Source organism: Ruegeria sp. YTSA135 (genome assembly GCF_059610165.1).
Genome location: NZ_JBXWNC010000024.1, coordinates 13,418 through 35,616, shown reverse-complemented (window position 1 = coordinate 35,616; position 22,199 = coordinate 13,418). Strand labels below are relative to the sequence as shown.

Genomic DNA, 22,199 nt, shown 5'->3' with positions numbered 1-22,199 from the left:
AGAGTGGATGATGTTTCAGACTTCGGACAAGTGCAACCCATGCGATCTGTGGCCAGGCAAGCTTCTTTGACAATGCCCGTCCACGCACCACCGCCTGTTGCCTATCGCGAGCTTAGTGCCCTGATCATTCCGCATACTATTCACTCCTATACCACGTAGTGCCTTTGTGGGTGCGGTTGCAGACCAACCTTGCCGACGCATCTTGAGATGTTAGGTAATGAGGTTCATGCGGCCTTGCCAAGTTGGATCATTGCAGACTTGGTGATCAGCGCCTCATGCAACGCAACGATTGCGTCACTGGCTGCATCGCGCGGAACAACGAATTGAATGTCCACATTGCGTGTCGTTTGTTGCGCCGCAATCACGTCTATATCCGCCTTTTCCAGCGCTTGCAGACCCGCACTGAAAGACTGTAAGCCGGACAGGTCGCGCCCTATTGCAGAAACGACGGCTACGGAGCGCGCGCTAATGTCGGCGGAAGGAAAAGACTTCTCCAAATCTGAAATAACCCGACGGACAGTTTTCAACGAAGCCTCTACATAATGAGTGATCGTGTTGGCATTCGAAGACTTCGAAGCAATGCGTACATTGTGTCTCCGCAATGCTTCCAACGCTGTCGCATCGTAACCTTTTACCCCCACCATGTCCTGCTCGAACAACTCTAGCGCCACGACATCCAGACCCGTTATAATCTCGACGGCCGGGGATTGAGCGGGCTGATCATCAACCAATGTTCCGGGGTCTTCCGGATCGAACGCATTGGTCACGCGCAGAGCAACCTTTGACTGGCGGAGGATCTTGGCAGCATTTGGGTGAATAGCCTCCATGCCCATGTTGGAAAGCTGGTCAGCGACATCATAGTTTGTATGCCCCAGCTTGCGCACAGCTGCCTCGCCCACCAGTGCGGGATCGGCGGAAGACAGGTGAAATTCCTTGTGAATTATCGCTTCTTTTGCCTTGGTATAGGCAGCAATATTGGAAAACGTAACCTCAGAGTAACCGCGATCGTATTCGCGCATTAATCCTTCACGGCACTGCGCATAGCCTGTGACAATCGGCATTTCACAGGACAGGTCGACATCGCCAAAGCCGCTGGCGATACGTTCCTCAAGTGACCGTTCGATTTCATCCCGCCAACCACTGAGATCGACAAAGCGTGCATTAACGCCCGCGCGCTGCAACATCAGCGTGGTGACAAAGGCCGAGTGTGCTTCGCCCAGTCCGGACAAAAGCTCGCGTACGATCATCATTTGACTGGACAGGCGAAAATGCCCGTACGAGCATAAACGTTGCAGGTCGAACAGGCAACTCCGGGCGCCCTCAATGCGCTCGCGAACGAAATCCTCAGCCAAGGCGCGATCACCTTGATTGCCCAAGACCGCAGCATGCGCTTCGGACATTGCCTTTGCGACCCGTGAAAGGGCATCAAGCCAGCCATGATCGCTGTCGTCATTTGCAAAAAGTGCGTAAACGCCGGGCTCACCGGTTTTCTTGTGTTCCAACAATAAGTTGGTGATGCCGCCAAAAGCTGACACAACGAAAACACGATGATACAGGTCGGCACCCTTGCGGTCACCGATGAAAAGCGTGTCGCGCAACTCGCGGACGCGACTCATTGATGTTCCGCCGATCTTTTCGACGGTGTGTTCTGGGAAAGTCACAGATTGTTCACCCGGCGCGGGCCGGGGCCTCTTTAGCAGGTTTCCAATGCGTATGAGCCGTCTTCGCGGTGCACTTCGGCTCCGGTGACGGGTGGGTTGAACACACAGGCCATGACCAGCTCTTCTTCGGCACGCAAGACGTGGCGGTCATGCTTATCAAGCGCGTACATGACGCCGGGCTTGATATAGTGCGTCTCACCTGTTGCGACGTCTGTGATCGAGCCCGACCCCTGCATGCAGTAGACACTTTCAAAGTGGTTCTTGTACTCGAACGTGTGTTCGGAACCCTCTTCCAGAAACGTTATATGGAAAGAGAAACCCATGCCGTCTTGTGCCAGCAGCATGCGCACAGAAGACCATTTTGCGTCAGAGACTACTCGGTCTGGGTCGTTTTTTATAATGTCGTTGAAATCGCGTACAATCATGATGCTACTCCGCCGCCATTTTGTAGGTTTTCATTGCGTTTCGGGATGCGTCTATCAGGATAGAAAGACCTTTTCGGAAGGTTTCGTCCGGTGTCGTCAATGGGGCCAGAACCTTGACCACTTGATCATCGCTACCGGATGTTTCAATAATCAGCCCATCTTCGAAGGCGCGGCGGCAAATCTCGGCGGCCAACTCGCCAGACTGAACGTCAACGCCCTGCATCATCCCGCGCCCTTTCAAAGTCGCACCCGGAACCTTTTCTGCCACCTCGGCCAGAGCCGAGGTCAAAACCAGAGCCTTGGCGTTAATCTCTTTCTGAAACGTCGCGTCCGACCAGAACTTCTCGATTGCAACACGGGCCGTGACGAAAGCATGGGTGTTCCCACGAAAGGTTCCATTGTGTTCAGCCGGGCCAAATACGTCGTGTTCCGGGCGCACCAGCATGAGAGCCATCGGCAGACCGAACCCTGACACGGATTTCGCAAGCGTCACGATATCCGGGACAATCCCCATTTCTTCAAACGAGAAAAACCCACCGGTTCGACCGCATCCCGCCTGAATGTCGTCAATGATCAATAGCGCGCCGTGTTCCTTGGCAAGTTCGGCTACACGTTTCACAAATTTTGGCTGTGCCGCGTTCAGACCGCCCTCGCCCTGCACGGTTTCAAGCAGGATTGCTGCCGGGGCATCAATTCCGCTGGACCTGTCTTTAAGCATGACATCCAGGAAATCGGCGGCATCGTGATCACCTGGAAAAAAACCGTCATAGGGCATTCGGGTTACGCCATTCAGCGTGGTGCCGGCTCCTGAGCGATGGTATGAATTACCGGTTGCTGCCAAAGCCCCCAGAGTAACGCCATGAAACCCGTTGGTGAAGGCAATTATATTGTCCCGGCCGGTTACCTTGCGCGCCAGTTTCAAGGCAGCCTCGATCGCGTTGGCACCTGTTGGCCCGGTAAACATGACCTTGTGATCCATACCGCGAGGCTTCAAGATATTGCGCTCGAATACTTCGAGGAATTCAGCCTTTGCATCGGTGTGCAGGTCAAGCGCATGGGCCAGACCATCGGACGTGATGTGCTCGATCAATGCAAGCTTCATATCCGTGTCGTTGTGGCCGTAATTCAAGGACGAACAGCCCGACAAAAAGTCGATGTAGGTATTGCCGCTGGTATCGGTCAATTCCGAACCCTGCGCATGGGCAAAGACCGTATCGAAGTTTCGACAATAGCTGCGCGCCTTGGATTCGCGACGTTTGAAAACAGAGATTTCGGCTGACGTATCAGTCGGCATATCAAGTCCTTTTGGGATTGGGTAATTGAAAACAGGTAATCGCCACATAAAGTCGGCACCTCTTTATGCGGCCAGTCTAGTTGCTTCCGGCAAGTCGATCGTGACCATGTATTCCGTGCTTTGACGGTCGCAAAAATGTTGCGTTTGGGTGAAATGGGCCTGACTTTTCAACACAGCACCGCGCGCTTGGGAAAATTTCCGGAACAAGGCCCATGAGGCCATGTTGTCGCGCGTGATCGTGGTTTGAAGGCTTTTAATGTCTCTGCAAGCATCGCGTCGCAAAAGGGAGCTGAGCATAATAGAGCCCAATCCTGTTCCCCGCGCCGCTTCAGACACAGCCACCTGCCAGACAAACACAGTGTCGAGGTCGTGGGGAAGAATATAGGCAGATATCCAACCAACGACTTCGTCATTCAGCTCTGCCACCACACAGGTGTCCCTGAAGTGGTCACACTGGATCAGGTTGCAATACATGGAGTTTTCATCAAGCGGTTTGCATGAGCGCACTAGGTCCCACACCCGGGGGCCATCTGCGGCTTCGGGCTTCCTTAAAGCGGGAAATGCTTTGCGAGGAAAATCTCGTGCATGTTGCATTGATAACACTGTCTCCATTTGCTTTGAAAAACTAAGTAACATCAGTCACAGATGCTTTCAAGTCGATGGCAAACTAAAAGGCATATTTCCGAAATTGGCCTAAATTTAACCAGTCTTTGTGACGTTGTGGAGAAATTTTCGTTTTGATGATCTAATAAAAAATCAAAATTCTCCTCTGTTGATCTTCTCGCCCCTGTCTGACAAAACCGAAAAATGAATAGGATTGACACCAGCCTTGTTGCCTTGCGCCGAATACTACGGGCAACGGACTTGTTCGGCCGCGAACTGGCACAGTCCGTAGGATTGACGGCGGCCCAGTTCAGAGTCTTGCAGATCATTGCTGAAACAGGACAATGCACTGCAACGGCAATTTCGCAGCGCATGCGCATTTCACAAGCAACAGTGACCTCGCTTGTCGACAAACTGGTTCGACAGAACATGGTGGTGCGTGAAAAATCGCAAACAGACAGGCGGCGAACCAACATTGTGGTGACAGAAAAGGGAAAACAGGCAATTTCAGATGCCCCTGATCCTTTGCAGCAAAGGTTCGTTCGAAAATTTGATGCCTTGGAAGATTGGGAACAAGCTGCGTTGATCGCGTCACTTGAACGCGTGGCCGCCATGCTGGATGCGGAAGATATCGACGCGGCTCCTGTTCTGGATGCGGGTGAATCTCTTACACCTTCGTGACTCTATGACTTTGGTCGAAACAATAACATTGTTTTCGGCGAATCGTTGAATGATTGTTGGGCAAACAAGTTGGCAATGTCGGCGGAACTGAACTTGGTATCGAAAGCTCCCGCAAAAGCGCAAAGCGCATAAGCGCCTAGACCTTCTCGCGCATTATCGCGTTCCTGACAGGGCCATTAGAAACCCTGCTATGGCGCGTATTGCTGCATCCATGTCGTCGCCAGTAGCAAATTCTTCCGGCTTGTGGCTGACTCCGTCTTTACAGCGAACAAACAGCATTGAGATCGGGCACAGATCGGCCATGGCCGAGGCATCATGGGTCGCTCCGGATGGGAGTCGCGGCGCAACCCGGCAGATCGCATTGGCAGAGGTTTCAAGCAACTCGATCAACGAAACGTTGCAGGGAACTGCTGGCTGTTCATATGTACGCGTCATGGAGAAATCGGCGTAGCGTTTTTGCGAAATAGCTTTGCCCTGAGAGCGTGCAAGCTTGGCGAAGTTCTCTCGGACGCTATCCTGCAGAGCGCGAATTTCTAGCGTGAGTTCGACTTTACTTGGGATCGCGTTCACTACGTTGGGATGCAAAGACAGGAATCCCACGGTTGCGCGCAGATCGGCGACATCACCAGCGGCATCATGGATGGCCGCGATGAAATCCGAAGCGGCCACCAAGGCATCACGGCGAGAACTCATGGGTACGGTTCCGGCATGTCCTGTGTCACCGGTAAATACAACGGTATTGCGTTCGATCCCGCAAATGCCCGTGACAATGCCGAGCGGTGAATCGACTGTTTCAAGTACCGGCCCCTGTTCGATATGGGCCTCCAGATAGCCCAAAGTGTTCTCTGGATCACGGGCAAGCGTCACAATCCCGTCCGGATCGCCGCCAAAGGCAGTCAATGCCGCGCGCAGCGTTACGCCTTTGACGTCGGTCATGGCCAGAACCGATTTGTCGAACGTTCCTGCCAGCGCGCGTGGCCCTAACAGCGCAGTGGGAAAACGCACGCCCTCTTCATCGGCGAAGGCCAGCACCTCGACAGCAAAGGGTAGGTTGACGCCCTCAGCCGCCAGTTTCTCCAAGGCCAGGCATCCTAGAAGCACACCCATGATTCCATCATAACGACCTCCATCGCGAACAGAGTCCTGATGAGAACCGATTAGAAAGGTTGGTGCGCCCGCGGGGCCTTCCTTCCGCCCTACAAGGGTTCCTGCCGCATCCATATGCGAGTCCAGCCCTGCCTGCGCCATCCAGTCGCGTATGACGCCAAGCGCCGAATCGTGCTCTGGAGTGAACGGAAACCGTGTGACGCCGTTAGACTCCAGGCTGCAACGCGCGATTTCTGACAAACGCGTCTGAGCAATTTCACCCCAGGTCACAATTATCCCCTATTTATCATGATAAATTTACCACTACACATGCACTATGGACGTGTCTATATTTTTATCATGATAAAATTTGAGGTGCAGAATGGATGGCGGCGATACATTACCGATCAAACCCAAAAGATCGCGACCTGTTCGAGTTGCCGATGAAATCAAACAGTGGGTTGTCAATCGTGATTTGAAGGACGGGGACAAGCTGCCAAATGAAAGCGCGATGATCGAATTGTTCGGTGTTTCGAAAGGTACGGTGCGCGAGGCGCTTCGTATACTGGAAGCCCAGGGATTGATCGTGACCAAGACAGGACCCGGCGGCGGCAGCATCGTAGGAGAGGTATCGGCAGAGCGTGCCCGATCTCTGCTTGCCAACTATTTTTACTTTCAGGAACTGTCGCTTGCTGACATCTATCAGATGCGCAAGGCACTTGAGCCCGAGCTTGCGGCCAGCCTGGCTGGTCACCTCAGCCCGTCGCAGATTGACGAATTGCAAAGCTTGGCAGAGCGCTATCCCGAACCGGCAAATTCTGCCGCGGAAGAGAAAGAGCAACACATCTCGTCCTTGGTCTTTCATGCCCGACTGTCGGAATTTGCCGACAATCGGCTGCTTGGGTTCGTCATCGGGTTCATGGCGCGAATTCTCACTGACTTAACGGTCTACCGTAAACTTTATGACCTTCCCAATATCGAGCTTTGGCGCAAAGGCCGGGAACACCAACTGCATTTGGTCGAAGCACTGCGCAACGGCGAAGCGGACAGGGCACGTGAAATTATGGCGTCGCACATGAGTATCGCGGAAGAACTGATGCATGTTCAGGAAGCCCGGCTAACTCGCCAATTCATAGGAGAATAGTTTGCCCTTGACCGAACGCGCCCTGCGCTATCTTCAGTACCAAGTGGTTCGTCAGCATGATTGAGGCTCGCTCGCACAATACGCCCCCGAACCCTTCTCGCGCCCCAAGGAATAGCCCGCAATCTATGTCTTGCAGATGGCCATTGCCTGAACGCATTGGCTGCGGACACGCCATTTTAATTTCAACACCTGCGCAGGTCTTCGTACTTGCAGTGACCTTAGGTCGGCTCGGCGATCAGTTTTGGAAACGTGTTAAACGCGAACCTTGTGGCATATCGTTCGACACCATCGTGTTAGGGGAGTCTGAATACGATCGCCCCCGCATCCCATTCGTAAACGCCGAGGCAGAGCACTTTTGAGGACCTGCGGCCTTGATAAAACGGTCAAACGGGCGGGCCGTTTTCTAAGGCGCGCATGAAACCTTGTTGGGGGCACGGGTTTTGTCCGCCTTCACGGGAACTTCGGACAGCCAATCGAAATAGGGTGATTGCCGTGCGCGTCGCCACAATGTCTTTAACTCTGAAATCGGCTCTTCACTGCAATCAATGCGCAGATCCAGGGGAGGGTGATCCGGCGCGAGAACCAGCAACGCAGCAGACATGAGCCCTCGGCTGTCACCTCCGGCTTGTTGGGCTGCTTCGAGGACGCGCAACATTCTTTGATCAACGGGGCTTTGTTCTGCCCGAGCCGTGTGTCTCATCGCCTCTAACACATCTGGTCCGTCCAGCATGTTTCCTGCGACTGCCAATCCAGGTTCGGTAATGTGGCTCGCAAATGCAACGCTATCCTCGCCGGTGAAGCCATGGGTAGTCCCTTGCCGATCCATTGCGATCAGCTGCCGATATGAGCGCCCTGAATCGGGCGTGGTTACTAACTCAACCGCCTCCCGGGCAGACTGTCCCTGATACATGGCCCGCAAGGCGTCATCACGCCAGAAGGTGCTGGGTGCAGTTCCCTGAGACGCTACTAGGCCCGATTCGATATCTCCGCGCAAAACCCAGCCCCCCACACAAAGGCTTCCGGTCGCTGCAGCGGCAGCAAAAACGCCTGTTTTGTCTTCAAAGGTTAGAATTGAGAAGGTCATCACACAGTCCTATCACATTTATCTTGAATTTATCATGATAATTTGTCTAAATGCAATTCTTCATGATAAATTGTTAGGGAGGACAGCTCATGACATTGTTGAAATTGACCCGCCGAGCAATGCTGGCGGCTGGGGCTGCAACTGCCCTTGCCCTTTCACCGCTGGGTGCATCCGCACAATCACCATCTGAAGTTCTGATCGTCGGTCAGATTGCGGAACCCAAAGCTCTTGATCCAGCGGCCGTAACAGCCGTCAACGACTTCCGAATTCTGATGAATGTCTATGACGGTTTGGTGCGCTACAAGGGCGGGACGCTCGAGGTTGAGCCCTCGCTGGCTACCTCGTGGGACATCAGCGAAGACGGAACTATCTATACATTCACGCTGCGCGATGGCGTGACCTTCCATGACGGCAGTGCCTTCAACGCCGATTCGGTCAAATTCAACTTCGATCGGATGCTGGACGAAAACCACCCCTATCACGACACCGGCCCCTTTCCGCTTTCCTTCTTCTTCTCGGCAATTGAAAATATCGAAGTTGTGGACGACTTGACCGTCAGGTTCACGCTTAACGCACCCTACGCACCGTTCCTGTCGAATCTAGCTTATCCGACGGGTTTGATCGTCTCTCCGTCCGCTGTTGAACAGCATGGTGCAGACTTCGGACGCAACCCCTCTGGTACCGGCGCTTTCAAATTTGCCGAATGGCGTTCGAACGAAGCCGTAGTCGTCGAGGCCAACCCGGATCACTGGGACGGCGCGCCGGAATTGCAAGCCGTAGTCTTCCGTCCAATCAGCGACGCCAATACACGCACCGCCGAAATGCTTGCAGGTGGCATCGACCTTATGGTTGAAGTTCCGCCAGTAGCGCTCAGCGAATTTCAAGGTGATGCCTATACAGTTCATGAACAGGCGGGTCCTCATGTCTGGTTCCTGATCCTGAATGCCAAAGAAGGCCCCTTTGCTGACGTACGGGTGCGGCAGGCGGCCAACTACGCCATCAATAAAGAAGCCATCGTGAACGATGTTCTCGAAGGTACGGCCGAAGTTGCAGCAGGTCCAACCCCGCCTGCCTTTGCATGGGCCTACAACGAGAACCTCGAGCCCTATCCATACGATCCTGACAAAGCGCGCGAATTGATCGCCGAAGCAGGGGCCGAAGGGTCTGAACTGACTTTCTATGTTACCGAGGGTGGCTCTGGCATGTTGGATCCGATTGCCATGGGCACCGCCATTCAGGCTGATTTGAATGCTGTTGGCCTGGATGTGAAAATCGAGACCTATGAGTGGAATACCTTCCTAGGAGAGGTGAACCCTGGCCTTGAGGGCAAGGCGGACATGGCCCAGATGGCCTGGATGACCAACGACCCTGACACCCTGCCATTCTTGGCGTTGCGCACAAGCGCATGGCCGGATCAGGGTGGGTTCAATTCGGGCTATTATTCCAATCCCAAGGTTGACGAGTTGTTGGAAGCTGCCCGCGCGGCAACCGAACAGGCTGAACGCGCACGCCTGTACCAGGAGATGCAAACCATCGTTCAGGAAGACGCGCCCTGGGTGTTCGTCGCCAACTGGAAGCAGAACGCGGTAACGTCTGATCGGATCGAGAACTTTTCCTTGCAACCGTCCTTCTTCCTGCTGCTGGACGACGTCATCAAAAACTAACACCAAGGATGCAGCCGCACTCACTCTGCGGCTGCACCGCTCTGGGAGGGGACATGGCAGGGTATATCCTAAAACGGCTGATTTCAGCGATCCCGGTTCTGTTGGGAATTTCCATCATCGTATTCGTGATCATGGCGATGATTCCCGGCGATCCTGCCACGGCGATCCTCGGCTCTTACGCGACGCCAGAAAATGTTGAGAAGCTAAACCGCGACCTTGGATTGGATAAGCCCATGGTTCAGCGATATTTTATTTGGCTCGGCAATATGCTGCAGGGTGACTTCGGGCGCAGCTTCTCCCTCAATCGTGATGTTCTGGATGAAGTCCTCGACCGGTTCGGGGCAACCTTGGTCCTCGCCGGCACTGCCTTTGTTCTGTGCTCGCTGTTTGGGATCGCTGCGGGCGTCATTTCGGCGGCACGCCAATACGGTGCGGCCGACAAGACCATTACCTTTGCTGTTTTGTTGGGAATATCCATTCCATCATTCTTTCTTGGGATGATGATGATCCTCGTCTTCGCGGTGAAACTGCGCTGGTTTCCGGTGTCGGGCATGTGGCCTGTTTACGGCGCGCGCGACCTTTCAGCGCTAATCAGTCATCTCACTCTGCCCGCCTTAGCGCTCGCTGTCGTTGCAACTGGCGTCATCGCGCGCCTGTCACGCTCGGCCATGCTTGAGGTTTTGCGGCAGGATTTTATCCGGACCGCCCGAGCCAAGGGTGTGCATGAGCGGTCGGTGATCTGGCGCCATGCCCTGCGCGCCGCCATGGTCAGTATCATTCCGGTTCTCGGGGTTCAGGCCGGATTTGTCCTGTCCGGTGCAGTCTACATCGAAATGGTGTTCCAGTGGCCCGGTGTCGGGCGCATGCTTGTCGACGCCATCCTGAAACGCGACATTTTGCTTGTTCAGGGTGGGGTCGTTTTTGTCGCGGCCTGTTACGTGCTGTTCAACATCGCTGTCGACGTTGCCCAGAGCATGCTGGACCCGAGGATCAAGACATGAAGAATTTCCTTTTGCTCTTGGCGCGCAACCGGCTTGCCCTCGGTGGCCTTGTCGTGATGGGGCTGGTTGTTCTGCTAGCACTTATCACACCACTCCTTCCGCTTGCCGATCCGGATGTGACCGACACGGCAAATCGCTTCAAGAAACCGTTTTCCGAAGGCGCGATTCTGGGTACCGACCATCTGGGCCGCGATCTGCTGAGCCGTTTGCTTTGGGGCACGCGACTTTCCCTCGCGGTTGGTTTTGCAGCCGCAATTCTGGCCGCCACGTTCGGTGCGGCAATCGGCATTATCGCGGGCTTTTATGGCGGACGGACGGACAATGTCATTATGCGCGGCGTCGATATGCTGATGGCCTTCCCCTATATTTTGCTGGCGCTGGCTATTGTGGCAGCACTTGGTCCGGGGCTCCTGAACGCGCTGATTGCTGTCGCCGCAGTTAATATCCCGTTCTTTGCCCGAAACATCCGCGGTATCACCGTTGGCATCGCACACAAAGAGTTTGTGGATGCCGCACGGCTCTCGGGCATGAGCGATGCGCGCATCATTCTAAGCGAAGTACTTCCCAATGTGATCCCGGTGATCGTGATCGCCGTATCGACCACCATTGGCTGGATGATCCTTGAGACTGCTGGCCTCAGCTTTCTAGGTCTTGGCTCGCAGCCCCCGCAGGCCGACCTTGGCTCCATGTTGGGCGAGGCCCGTTCGGCCCTGATCACCAACCCACACACATCTATCGTTCCCGGCGCGATGATCCTGATCATCGTCATGGCTATCAACCTGCTGGGGGATGGGGTGCGCGATGCGTTGGATCCGCGTCTGAAATCTGGTGCCCTGTCACGCCCGATGCCGACAACAATGGTAAAAAGATCGGGTCCAATCCCCAAGGCGACAGACGACACGTTGCTGGCTCTGCGCGACCTGAAAACCCAGTTCCATGTCAAAGACCGTATCTACAAAGCCGTTGGCGGTGTTGATTTGCGGGTCAATCCCGGCGAATGCCTCGGCGTGATCGGTGAAAGCGGCTCGGGCAAATCCGTTACCGCGCTCAGTATCATGGGGCTCGTCGCCTCGCCTCCTGGCATTATCACCGGCGGCGCGGTGCACTACAAAGGTGAAGATCTGATAGGCGCACCCTATGAAAAACTGCGCTCGCTCAGAGGTGACAGAATTGCCTATATCTTTCAAGATCCGCTCGCCACGCTGCATCCTTTGTACACGGTCGGCGACCAACTGATTGAGGCTGTTCGCGCGCATCATTACATTGACAAAACCAAAGCCCGCGCCCATTCCATCGAGTTGCTTAAATCCGTGCGAATACCCAATGCCGAACAGCGCGTAGACTCTTACCCTCATGAATTGTCCGGAGGTATGCGGCAACGCGTGGGGATTGCGATGGCGCTTGCCAATGATCCCGAGGTGATCATCGCCGATGAGCCGACCACCGCATTGGATGTCACCGTTCAGGCGCAAATCCTCTCTTTGCTGGATGACCTGCGCCGTGAACGGGGCTTGGCGATCATCTTCATCACTCATGATTTTGGTGTGGTTGCGCAACTTTGTGATCGGGTCGCTGTCATGTATGCGGGCCGGATCGTCGAAGAAGGCCCGACGCAAACCATCCTGAACGCACCGGCCCACCCCTATACCTCGGGTCTGATGGCCTGTGTTCCTGAGCTGGGGCAGGGCCGCCGCGAACTGGCTGCAATCCCAGGGCTTCCTCCGATGGTTGATAAACTACCCGAGGGATGCGCGTTTGCAGAGCGTTGTCACAAAGCCGCAAATACCTGTCGACGGGGCGATATTGAGCTGTCCCCGCACGGAGAGAATAGTCTGGTGCGCTGCATCGCACCGGAAACTCAACTGCAGGAGGTAGGGCAATGACAACCGCGCTAAAACTCACGAACCTGAGCAAGGTCTTTCCGGTCGGCAAACGCATGTTTGGTCCCCCACGTGCACTTGTGCACGCCGTTCAGCCGCTGTCTTTGGAGGTTCAGGAGGGCGAAACTCTTGGTATCGTCGGCGAGTCGGGTTGTGGTAAATCGACATTTGCCCGGATGCTGGTTGGACTTCTGGCACCAAGCTCCGGCATGATCGAAATAAATGGCGAACCTTTGGATAATGCCGACCCCGCCTTGTTCGGCCGCAAGATCCAATACGTGTTCCAGGATCCGATCAGTAGCCTTAATCCCCGCAAGACCATACGCCAAATCATGGAAGCGCCGCTAAAGCACCTACACGATATGCCCGCTTCAGTCCGGTTGGAGCGCATTCGCGAAATCTTTGCTGCGGTAAACCTGCGGGAAGAGTTCCTTGATCGCTATCCGCACGAGTTCTCCGGTGGGCAGGCTCAGCGGATCGGGATCGCCCGAGCATTGGCAGCTGATGCGCGCATTCTCATTCTGGACGAACCTGTGTCTGCGTTGGATGTTTCAGTGCAGGCTCAGGTTCTGAACCTGCTTTCCGATCTAAAAGCGCAATTCGGCTTGACCTATCTGTTCATTAGCCACGATTTGGCCGTAGTAGAGGCGGTCAGCGACCGGGTCGCCGTTCTGTACTTTGGGACCGTGGTAGAGATCGGCCCGGCGGATCACGTCTTTTCCAAGCCCAAACACCCCTATACAAAGCTGCTGGCCGAAAGTGCGCCGGTGGTTGGGCGGCCTCTGACAGCTCCTGAAGGGCGCGAAACCGAATTGCCCGACCCCCTGAACCCGCCCGAGGGCTGTGCTTTCAGGGCAAGATGCCTTTATTCCAGCGAACAATGCGGCCGCAAGGCACCGCACCTTGCCCAACAAACGGACGGGGTATGGGCAGCCTGCTACCACCCGCTTGAGGGAAAGGAATAGAGTCCTTCGAATTTGTACGGCGTTGGTGTTACCGGTTTTTTCGAATGTTTACCTGCCAATCGATGAGTTGGGACTTTCGCGTTGGCTCTATGTTGCAAAGATTTTCTGGTTGAAAGTTGACCACACAGCTATTGGTTGAATGTGATGTTACCTTTGACATCTGGCTATTTGTCGTGGAAATGGCTGTTTGTGATAGCGCGGATGGGTTTGACACCCTGCAGTTCCATTTTGGCGTCATGCTCGCCGATTAGGCAAAAACCAAAGTTCTGGGCGTACGCATTGACTGCTCGCCATAGGTAGCACCTTCTGCCTCCCACCCCGATGAATGTTCCTTGGTTGAGCAGTAGCTATCGGTAAGACTGGGATTGCCAACTTGTTTGGGCTCTTTTTGTTGGCTACGCGTTTGCGATGAACATCCCCTTGACCATGCCCCGCCTGAAAGGTTACCGCTTCCCGCGTGGGATCGTCGTCTATGCGGTCTGGGTCTACCATCGTTTCGCTCTCAGCACGGCCGATGTGGAGGATTTGCTCGCCGAACGGGGTGTGAAAGTCAGCCGGGAGACGATCCGGAAATGGGCGAACCGTTTTGGCTGCCATTTCGCCGCTTGCATCGACCGCCCGCCAAAGCCAGAATTTCACGCCAGAAATTGAAGTAACGACTTCAACAAGGTGCCTTCTATTCCCAGGCGAAAACCGATCTCTCTTGATGCTTTCCGCAAAGTGTCGGCCAAAACGATTGACCCGAAGCGGGATTGCTTCACGACTTGCAACGACCTCGCGCTCGGCAAGAACGCCTTCGATATCAGAAGCGTTCATGTTGAATCGCTGATAGACCCAGACGGCCTAGGCGATGATCTCATGCAGGAAGCAAAAGCATTATAGGCGAGACACGGAAATCGGTACGATCATTGGTCGCTGTTATCGCAACGACGAAGCAAGAACAATTTGGCAGTACCCAGTAAATAAATCCCATATCTGAAACCAGTCTTTTACCGTTTCCGCTTTACGAGAGCGAAACGCCGAAACTGCGTTTTACGTTTGGAAGGAAAGAAGATGTCACCCGAACACGCAAAAGTTCTCTCGAAGTTTGGCCTGAATGGCGAGGCGAGAGGCTACCTGACCAAGGGCGGGGAATTAATTGTTCCCCTGCTGCCGGAGGTTCTGGATCACTTCTACGCCATAGTTACCGAAGACCCGGAAACGGCCCGGTTCTTTCCCGACAAAGCCCTGATGGAACGAGCCAAGGCAGGGCAGCAGCGGCACTGGGAGATGCTGCTGTCTGGAGAATTCAGCGAGGCCTATTTTGCGTCAGCCTATCGTATTGGTCGGATTCACCCCAGCATCGGCCTGCCGTTTCTCTTTTATCTGTCTGGCTATGCGAACGTGGCCTCCCATATCCAGGAGCTGTTGCTGAAAAAATACGGCGGCCTGAGCGGAGCATGGAGATACAGAAACCTGTCGGCAGTTTTGACCGCTTTGACCCGTGCTTTTGCACTGGATACGCACATCATATTGGATGCGCATTTTGCAGCCGAGAGGGAAGAGCAAGAAGCCGCATTCCGGCATCTTATCGACGGCATTAGCCGGATGGCTGCACGGGATATGACCGCACCTATTCCCTCCCCTAAGGACAGCGACTTCCCCGAGCGGTTCAACCCTGTCAGGGAATCCTTTAACGGGCTCATGCAGACGCTGCGCGAGACTATGGTCTCGGTCCAGGACACTGCCAACAGCCTGCACGGCATGGCGAATGAGGTTGCGCAATCGGCGGAGGATCTTTCCAAGCGCACCGAATCTCAGGCAGCTACTCTAGAAGAGACCGCAGCCGCTTTGGAGGAAATCACGGTAAGCATGCGATCGTCAGCGGAAGCGACAGCGGCAACCAACCGGACCGTCTCTGAGACGCGCATCCACGCTGAGCAAGGCAGCGACGTGGTCAAAAATGCAATCCAGAAGATGCAGGAGATCGAGGAGTCATCCAGCAGAATATCCCAGATCATCAGCGTGATTGATGATATCGCCTTCCAGACAAATCTGCTCGCACTCAATGCAGGTGTCGAAGCCGCTCGTGCTGGAGAATCCGGACGCGGGTTTGTGGTCGTGGCCTCGGAGGTGCGGTCACTCGCACAGAAGACGACTGAATCGGCAAATGAAATCAAAACACTGATCAATGTCAGCTCGGCGCATGTCGAAAGCGGTGTTGCTCTTGTCGATGAAACAGGGAGCGCCCTTGATCGAATGGTTGCTGACATCAATCGGACATCAGAACTGACCGGGGACGTGGCGAGTTCCGCTCAGGAGCAATCGACAGGCCTTTCCGAAATCAACACCGGTGTTGTGCAGCTTGACCAGGTTACCCAGCAAAATGCTGCCATGGTCGAGCAGACAACGGCTGCAGCTCTCTCAATGCAGCAGGAGGTGAGCATGCTCGCTGAGCTTGTTGGGTCTTTCCAGGTCACCAGAAAAGAAAAGCATGCGACCGCAGAGGATGCCCCCAAGGACCACGCCCGACCTCCAGAGCTCCAGGTTGTCGGCGGGAAACCCTGAAAAGTATGCAGTGGACCGCGCTGCACATGGTTTGATCTGCGGTTCCGTTGCAAGGTTATGGCCGTAAATCCGAAAAGGTTGATCCAGACCAGTTCGAGCGCGCTCTTGAAGACATCGAAACCGGGATTGCTCGGGTCGAGGCCGAGGGCGAAGCCAATCCGCTTGTCACGCCGACGCGAACCTCGATGCCACGCAAGTCCAACCGGGTATCATTGCCCAAAGATTTACCGCGCATCGTCGAGGTGACCGAGCTGGACAGCACGGTTTGCTGTTGTGGCTCTGACCTGCATGTGATTGGCGAGGATGTCAGCGAGCTGCTTGATGTCATTCCCGCCCAGTTCCGCGTGGTCGTCACCCGCCGCCCGAAATATGCCTGCCGTTCCTGCGAAGAAGGTAACGTCCAAGCAACCGCTTCGGCGCACCTGATCCTAGGTGGGATGCCGACCGAAGCCACCATTGCGCATGTGTTAGTGTCAAAATATGCGGATCACTGTCCGCTCCACAGGCAATCCCAAATCCTGGTTCGTGCAGGCATCAAAATTCACCGGACCACTTTGGCTGATTGGTTCGGCAAAGCCGCCTTCCATCTGGAACCGGTGGGTGTCGACTGGCAGAACACCTGAGGGCGTCCATGGAGCTATTCATGCCCTCCCGGCAGCATGCTTCGCATACGCCTGCCGGGTAATAGATCAGACAACCGCACCAGTCCTGCACCCCGGCCGTAAGAAGACCAAAACCAGATATGTCTGGGCCTTGGCGCGAGATGATCCTCATTGGGGTGGTGATGATCCGCCCGGTGTTGTGTTCTTCTACGCCTCCTGATCGTCGAGGCGGGAATGCGGTAAAGTTCCTCACGGGCTTCAATGGCATTCTGCAGTTGGACGGTTACCAAGTATACAATCGCCTTTTCCGCACTACACCCAAGGGCGGCGATCCCATTGTTGTGGCTCATTTCTGGGCCCACGCCCGCCGCAAGCTCAAGGAAATCCACGACCGTGATAAATCCGAGGTCGCAGCAGAAGGCCTGCGCCATCGAAAAAGAAATTCGAGGCACATCCCCCGGCCAGCGTCTGTCTGCCCTCCAAGCGCAAACAGCGCCTCTGATCACCGCCTTCGACGAGTGGTTGCAAGCGCAACGCATGCGCGTCTCGGCCAAGTCTCGCCTCGGTGAAGAATTTGCGTATATCCACCGCCATTTGGACGGATTACAAACACTCCTCGATGACGGGCGCGTCGAGATAGACAGCAACCAGGTCGAAAATCTGATCCGCCCGATTGCCCTAAATCGCAAAAATGCACTGTTTTCAGGTCACGACAAAGGCGGCAAAGCCCGGGGGCCGCATCGCATCTCGGATCGAAACCACCAAAATCAACGGCATCGAACCCTTCGCCTATCTCAAAGCCGCTCTCGAAGCCGTCGCCGCAGGACACCCAAAAAACCAGATCGACGACCTGCGCCCGTGGAACTTCAAGCCGCCAAGCTGAAAGCCCAGCGGTCTTCAGCCACCGCTTACGTCTCAGCGCATCGTGTCTGACGTCAGCACCATTTACGACCAACCCACGGGTTGCTTTCGTAATACTTCAACGCGGATTGATCCAACGGCGATGACTTTCGTTCCGTCCTTCAAACAGGGACAAGCCGGATGTCCTCAGGGGCAAAACCAACCCGAAGGGTTTCACCCAACTGGTATGGATCGGCGCGGGGTGGGCATATTGCAAAAAGCGGGCCGACTGGTGTTGCAAGCGTATACTGAACCGAGTTTCCCAGCCAGGCTGCATAGCTGATCTCGGCAGGTATCACGCCTTGGTTGGGATCGCGGCTCAGCGATATGTGGTGCGGCCGCAGAACCATCTTTGCTGGTCCTTGTATTTCGCTGTGGAAAGGAAGCAACAAGTTCTCACCCAGCAAGGAAACCTGAGTTTTTTCCCCGGCCTGTATAACATCAACTTCAATCAGGTTTGCGTCGCCAATGAAGTCGGCAATGAACGCGGACGCAGGTCGGTCATACAGGGCGAAAGGGGAGCCTGTCTGTGCGATCTCGGCATTGTTCATAACGATAATCTGGTCCGACACCGCCATCGCCTCTTCTTGGTCGTGCGTCACGTAGACCGCGGTCAGGCCCAACTGTTGTTGAATCTGGCGAATTTCTTCACGAACATGGCGGCGCAGCTTGGCGTCAAGGTTCGACAGTGGCTCGTCCAGCAGTAAGACCTCGGGCTCTAACACAATGGCGCGCGCAACGGCGACACGCTGCTGTTGACCGCCCGACAGTTCGGAAGGAAGCCGGTCGCCAAACCCTTTCAACCCGACCATCTCAAGCCCGTTTTCGGCCTTTTCACGCGCCTCGGCCTTTGGGGTCCGTTTCACGCTCAAGCCATAGGCCACGTTTTCAAGCACGGTCATGTGCGGGAACAGGGCGTAGGATTGAAACACCATCGAAACCGCGCGGTAAGTGGCCGACAGATGTGTGACGTCCTTGCCACCGATCAGTATTTTGCCCGAACTTGCGCTTTCCAATCCGGCGATCAATCGCAGCGTTGTCGTCTTGCCGCAGCCGGACGGGCCAAGCAACGTCACCAGCGAACCCGGTGCAATATCCAGAGAAAGCGGCTTCAGTGCGGTAACTTCGCCGAAGCGTTTAGTGACATTTTCGAACCGAACAGACCCTTTGGTCATATTGCTCTCCTCAGTCATGCGGTCTCGATACGGTCGGTGCGACGAAGCCGGCGGCGCCCGATTACAAATTGAAGGATTAGGATTGCTGCCAGCATCGTTACAATCAGGACAGCCGAATAAGCGATGGCTATGCCATATTCGCCATTCTCGACCCGTCCCACGATGAAGGATGTTGCCATGTTGTATCGCGCGGACACCAGGAAGATGACAGCTGAAACCGACGTGATTGCCCTTACAAAGCTATAGGTCAAGGCGGCCAGGATGGCTGGGCCCATCAAGGGCAGGATGACCCTGCGCAGCGTTGTCGCGGAGTTTGCGCCCATCGTTATTGACGCTTCGTCCAATGATTTATCCAGTTGACTCATCGCTGCGATACCGCCGCGCACGCCGACCGGCATGTTACGAAAGACAAACACGATAACCAGGATCAGACCGGTGGCCGTCAGCTCGATCGGCGGAAAGTTGAAAGCCATGACATAGGCCACGCCAATCACTGTGCCGGGAATTGCGAAAGACAGCATGGTCGAGAATTCAAACGCGTCTTTTCCCTTGAAGTTTTGCCGAACCAGCAGATAGGCCGTAGCCAGTCCGACAGCGGCGGTAAGGGGGGCGGCGATGGCAGCGATGGACAGCGTGGTGACAAAACTGTCCCAGGCTGCTCCTGTAAAGTGGATGCCATTGCGAACCACGATGCCAAATGCCCGATGGTAATGTTCCAGTGTCAGCGTGTGGTCATATCCCCAGAGCTTGACGAAACTGCCAAAAATGATGAGCACGTACAGAACCAGAGTAAAGACCGCCCAAGGCAGCGCAACCAGGTAGCACGTCCAGCGCAGTGCTGGGTTTAACGCAGCATGGCGTCCGGAATCAGCCTTTCCGGTAACCGTGGCATAGTTCTTTTTTCCCAACCAGCGGCGTTGCGCAACAAAGGCGATCAACGTCAGTGACAGCAGGATCATTGAAAGGATCGCTGCTTTTGCAGGGTCTGCCACGGTACCGACGATTGCAAAGTAAATCTCAGTCGACAGCACATTGAAGTTGCCACCCAGAACAAGTGGATTCCCGAAGTCCGCGACACTTTCGATGAACCCCAGAAGAAATGCGTTTGCCAGGCCCGGTCGCATCAGGGGAAGGCTGATGTTTCGGAACGTTTGCCACCGGTTAGCGTCCAGCGTCTGGCTCGCCTCTTCCATGGACGGGCTGATGCCTTCGACCACTCCGATCAGAACGAGGAATGCAATTGGAGTGAACGACAGCATCTGTGCTAGCCACACACCCCAGAAACCGTAAAGCCACCGGGTTTTTTCCCATCCGAATGCATCGGCGAAAAACTCCGTTATTGTACCCGACCGTCCAAGAAGCAAGATCAGCACCAGCCCGATCACGAAGGGCGGTGTTATGATGGGCAGAACCGTCAGCACGCGAAGCAGACGCTTTGCCGGAAAAGCAGTGCGCGTAAAAATAAGCGCGAAGGCCAGTCCCAACAGCATTGTGCCGGTTGCCGTGGCAAGGCCCAGCAGGGTCGAATTGACGGCCGCGCCGCAAAACCCACGGCCTGTCAGGCACGCAAGCGACCAGATTTCTGGCGCAAAAAACCTTGGCAGGAATTCGGACACGCCCAATCCAGCCCCGTCGCGCAGTTCGAACGCACGGATCAGGATGAACAGCATCGGATACAGCACGAAAACCGCAACCAAGGCGACTATGCCGCCGACAAGGCCGGTGATGAAAGCATCGCCGCGTCCACGTCCAAGGCCCGAAATACCAGTCGTGGCGATAAACAACAGCGATGCGGCGGTGACAAAGCCGCCCGCGCCGATACCTGGCTGAGTGAACCCGTCCAGAACCCCCAGACGCGATCCATTTCCGAGGATCAATAAGCCCTGGGCAATCATCAGGAACAGGCCAAGACCCCCGCCGAAAACCAGCCCGCGGGCCATGCTCAGCCCTGAGCGGGCGAACCTCAGCGACAGAGCCGCGACCGCGAAGCCAGCCAGCGGTGCGACAAGCCAGGGACGGCCTACCAACGTCCAGACCAAAGCCGACACTTCACCGTCGGCAAGGCCGCTTAGCCAGCCAAACGACCAAAACCCGCCCATCGTCACGTACCAGGGCAGCAGGGCATAGCCCAGCACCCCGGCCAAAAGCCATAGCCCCGCCGTGCGTCGCATTTTGAAATTCCCGAAGTCCAGTGGTGGCCCACCCGATCAACGGGCAGGCCATTTCAGATTATTCTTCGAAGTTGCCGCCCTTGGCTTTCACTTCCGCGCCCCAGCGTTCAAGAAGGCGACCTCGCGTTTCGGCAGAGCCGTAGGTCGCAAAGTCGTAGTCGATCAACTTGACGGCCGCCATGTCCGGTGCATCTGGGTCGGTTGCCGATTCAGCGTTCGAGGGTATGTTGAAAACCCCGACTTCCAGCCCACGCGACTGCGCCTCTGCACTGATTACGTATTCAACCCACTGTTTCGCTTCTTCCATGTGCGGCGTTCCGTTTATGACCGATACAGCACCGACCTCGTAACCGGTTCCTTCACAGGGCGACACGATCTCAACCGGGAAGCCCTGTTTTTTCAGGTTAACCATGTCATGCATGAACCCGACCGCGATGGTGGTTTCGCCGCGCGCTGCCATCTTGCCCGGCGCCGAGCCAGATTTGGTGTGCTGGTTTACGTTTGCGCCAATGTCGCTCAGCAGGCTGAACGCCTCGTCTTCGCCAAACAGCTGCACTAGCGTGGCAAGTTGCGTGTAGGCTGTACCCGAGGATTGCGGGTTCGCCACAGTGACCTCGCCCTTGTATTCGCTCTTTGCCAGATCGCGCCAGCAAGCCGGAGCAGGTATGCCTTTGTCGCTCAGAACTTCGGTGTTGTAGAGCATACCCAGCAGACCCACGTGAACGCCAATGGCACGGCCCTCTGTCATCTCTTCCATGTTCCGCGCCCATCCAAGCAAGCCGGACGTATCTACGCCAGAGGCCACGGTAAGCCCCTCGTTCGCAGCGATTAAATGGGGGTCGCCGGTGCCGCCCCACCAGACATCAATCTTGGGGTTCCCGGCCTCGGCCCGAACTTGCGCCAGAACTTCGCCCGTGGATTTGCGCACGATGGCGGTGTCAATCCCGGTATCGATCTCAAAGTTCTGTGCCATGAGATCACACCATGACTGTTCATTCGAGCAAACGACATTTAATGCCTGCGAATACGCGGCAGTGGCGCCAAGCCCTGCGGTCAGTGCAAGAGCGCTGAGCGTAAGTTTCTGCGCTTTCATTCTTTTTCCTCCCTGGTGGTTTCCCGAATGGGTCTACGCCGGTGAAGGTTGCACAGACACCGCTAGTGCACGAGCGTTCTTGTATTAACAGCATTGCACGTGAGGGAAAGAAATATGAACAGTGTTACAATCTGGCACGATGGCCGTTAACATTTGAAACATGATACGGGTTCTCTGGCACGATTACTTGATTGGAACATTGGTGCAAAGCACATAACTTCGT

General features: G+C 55.3%; 17 protein-coding genes and 2 pseudogenes. 10 read left to right on the top strand and 9 right to left on the bottom strand.

The features are described from left to right. Positions 1-224: 224 nt before the first annotated feature. The 4 genes from AC2FIT_RS20910 to ectA form a co-directional block, all read right to left on the bottom strand. A complete protein-coding gene (locus tag AC2FIT_RS20910; protein ID WP_496832137.1) occupies positions 225-1,661 on the bottom strand; it encodes an aspartate kinase in 1,437 nt (478 codons plus the stop codon). A 32-nt stretch (positions 1,662-1,693) separates the two neighbouring features. Beyond that, entirely contained in the window at positions 1,694-2,086 is a 393-nt protein-coding gene (locus tag AC2FIT_RS20905; protein WP_496832135.1) for an ectoine synthase, read from the bottom strand. Positions 2,087-2,090: 4 nt separating this feature from the next. Further along, positions 2,091-3,380 (bottom strand): diaminobutyrate--2-oxoglutarate transaminase, encoded by a 1,290-nt coding sequence (ectB, locus tag AC2FIT_RS20900; RefSeq protein ID WP_496832133.1) that lies wholly within the window; start codon positions 3,378-3,380, stop codon positions 2,091-2,093. A gap of 63 nt (positions 3,381-3,443) precedes the next feature. Continuing rightward, the gene (ectA, locus tag AC2FIT_RS20895; protein ID WP_496832153.1) at positions 3,444-3,974 is read right to left on the bottom strand and encodes a diaminobutyrate acetyltransferase; all 531 of its coding nucleotides are present in this window, start codon (positions 3,972-3,974) and stop codon (positions 3,444-3,446) included. Positions 3,975-4,187: 213 nt separating this feature from the next. Between ectA and AC2FIT_RS20890 the strand changes: the two genes are divergently transcribed. After that, positions 4,188-4,664, top strand: a complete 477-nt coding sequence (locus tag AC2FIT_RS20890) for a MarR family winged helix-turn-helix transcriptional regulator (RefSeq protein WP_496832131.1) — start codon at positions 4,188-4,190, stop codon at positions 4,662-4,664. Between the two features lie 153 nt (positions 4,665-4,817). Here AC2FIT_RS20890 and AC2FIT_RS20885 read toward each other — a convergent pair whose 3' ends face one another. Next, positions 4,818-6,041, bottom strand: a complete 1,224-nt coding sequence (locus tag AC2FIT_RS20885) for a M20 family metallo-hydrolase (RefSeq protein WP_496832129.1) — start codon at positions 6,039-6,041, stop codon at positions 4,818-4,820. 91 nt (positions 6,042-6,132) lie between these two features. Between AC2FIT_RS20885 and AC2FIT_RS20880 the strand changes: the two genes are divergently transcribed. Both AC2FIT_RS20880 and AC2FIT_RS20875 read left to right on the top strand, forming a co-directional pair. Beyond that, complete coding sequence (locus AC2FIT_RS20880) at positions 6,133-6,894, top strand: FadR/GntR family transcriptional regulator (protein WP_496832128.1); 762 nt, start codon at positions 6,133-6,135, stop codon at positions 6,892-6,894. A 56-nt stretch (positions 6,895-6,950) separates the two neighbouring features. Continuing rightward, positions 6,951-7,253, top strand: a complete 303-nt coding sequence (locus AC2FIT_RS20875; protein WP_496832126.1) for a glutaminase — start codon at positions 6,951-6,953, stop codon at positions 7,251-7,253. Positions 7,254-7,297: 44 nt separating this feature from the next. On the opposite strand, the gene AC2FIT_RS20870 is transcribed toward AC2FIT_RS20875, so the two are convergent. Further along, on the bottom strand, positions 7,298-7,978 hold the full coding sequence (locus AC2FIT_RS20870; RefSeq protein WP_496832124.1) for a DUF1028 domain-containing protein: 681 nt from the start codon (positions 7,976-7,978) through the stop codon (positions 7,298-7,300). Positions 7,979-8,067: 89 nt separating this feature from the next. Between AC2FIT_RS20870 and AC2FIT_RS20865 the strand changes: the two genes are divergently transcribed. The 7 genes and pseudogenes from AC2FIT_RS20865 to tnpC all read left to right on the top strand — a co-directional run. After that, positions 8,068-9,642 (top strand): ABC transporter substrate-binding protein, encoded by a 1,575-nt coding sequence (locus AC2FIT_RS20865; RefSeq protein WP_496832122.1) that lies wholly within the window; start codon positions 8,068-8,070, stop codon positions 9,640-9,642. 53 nt (positions 9,643-9,695) lie between these two features. Then, a complete protein-coding gene (locus tag AC2FIT_RS20860; RefSeq protein WP_496832120.1) occupies positions 9,696-10,643 on the top strand; it encodes an ABC transporter permease in 948 nt (315 codons plus the stop codon). Next, positions 10,640-12,526, top strand: coding sequence for a dipeptide/oligopeptide/nickel ABC transporter permease/ATP-binding protein (locus AC2FIT_RS20855; RefSeq protein WP_496832119.1), 1,887 nt, complete (start codon positions 10,640-10,642; stop codon positions 12,524-12,526). The genes AC2FIT_RS20860 and AC2FIT_RS20855 overlap by 4 nt, the downstream gene beginning before the upstream one ends. Then, a complete protein-coding gene (locus tag AC2FIT_RS20850) occupies positions 12,523-13,488 on the top strand; it encodes an ABC transporter ATP-binding protein (protein WP_496832117.1) in 966 nt (321 codons plus the stop codon). Before AC2FIT_RS20855 ends, AC2FIT_RS20850 begins: the two co-directional genes overlap by 4 nt. A 408-nt stretch (positions 13,489-13,896) precedes the next feature. After that, positions 13,897-14,127 (top strand): annotated as a pseudogene (locus tag AC2FIT_RS20845) (IS6 family transposase); the annotation flags it as partial. Between the two features lie 414 nt (positions 14,128-14,541). Continuing rightward, a complete protein-coding gene (locus tag AC2FIT_RS20840) occupies positions 14,542-16,035 on the top strand; it encodes a methyl-accepting chemotaxis protein (protein WP_496832115.1) in 1,494 nt (497 codons plus the stop codon). 56 nt (positions 16,036-16,091) lie between these two features. After that, a pseudogene (tnpC, locus tag AC2FIT_RS20835) lies at positions 16,092-17,520 on the top strand (IS66 family transposase); the annotation flags it as partial. 139 nt (positions 17,521-17,659) lie between these two features. Here the strand turns inward: tnpC and AC2FIT_RS20830 are convergent. Genes AC2FIT_RS20830 through AC2FIT_RS20820 form a run of 3 tightly spaced genes read right to left on the bottom strand, consistent with a single transcriptional unit; the run spans position 17,660 to position 21,976 of the window. Further along, on the bottom strand, positions 17,660-18,712 hold the full coding sequence (locus tag AC2FIT_RS20830) for an ABC transporter ATP-binding protein (RefSeq protein WP_496832114.1): 1,053 nt from the start codon (positions 18,710-18,712) through the stop codon (positions 17,660-17,662). A gap of 14 nt (positions 18,713-18,726) precedes the next feature. After that, a complete protein-coding gene (locus AC2FIT_RS20825; RefSeq protein WP_496832112.1) occupies positions 18,727-20,883 on the bottom strand; it encodes an ABC transporter permease in 2,157 nt (718 codons plus the stop codon). A gap of 58 nt (positions 20,884-20,941) precedes the next feature. Further along, a complete protein-coding gene (locus AC2FIT_RS20820) occupies positions 20,942-21,976 on the bottom strand; it encodes an ABC transporter substrate-binding protein (protein ID WP_496832110.1) in 1,035 nt (344 codons plus the stop codon). Positions 21,977-22,199: the final 223 nt, after the last annotated feature.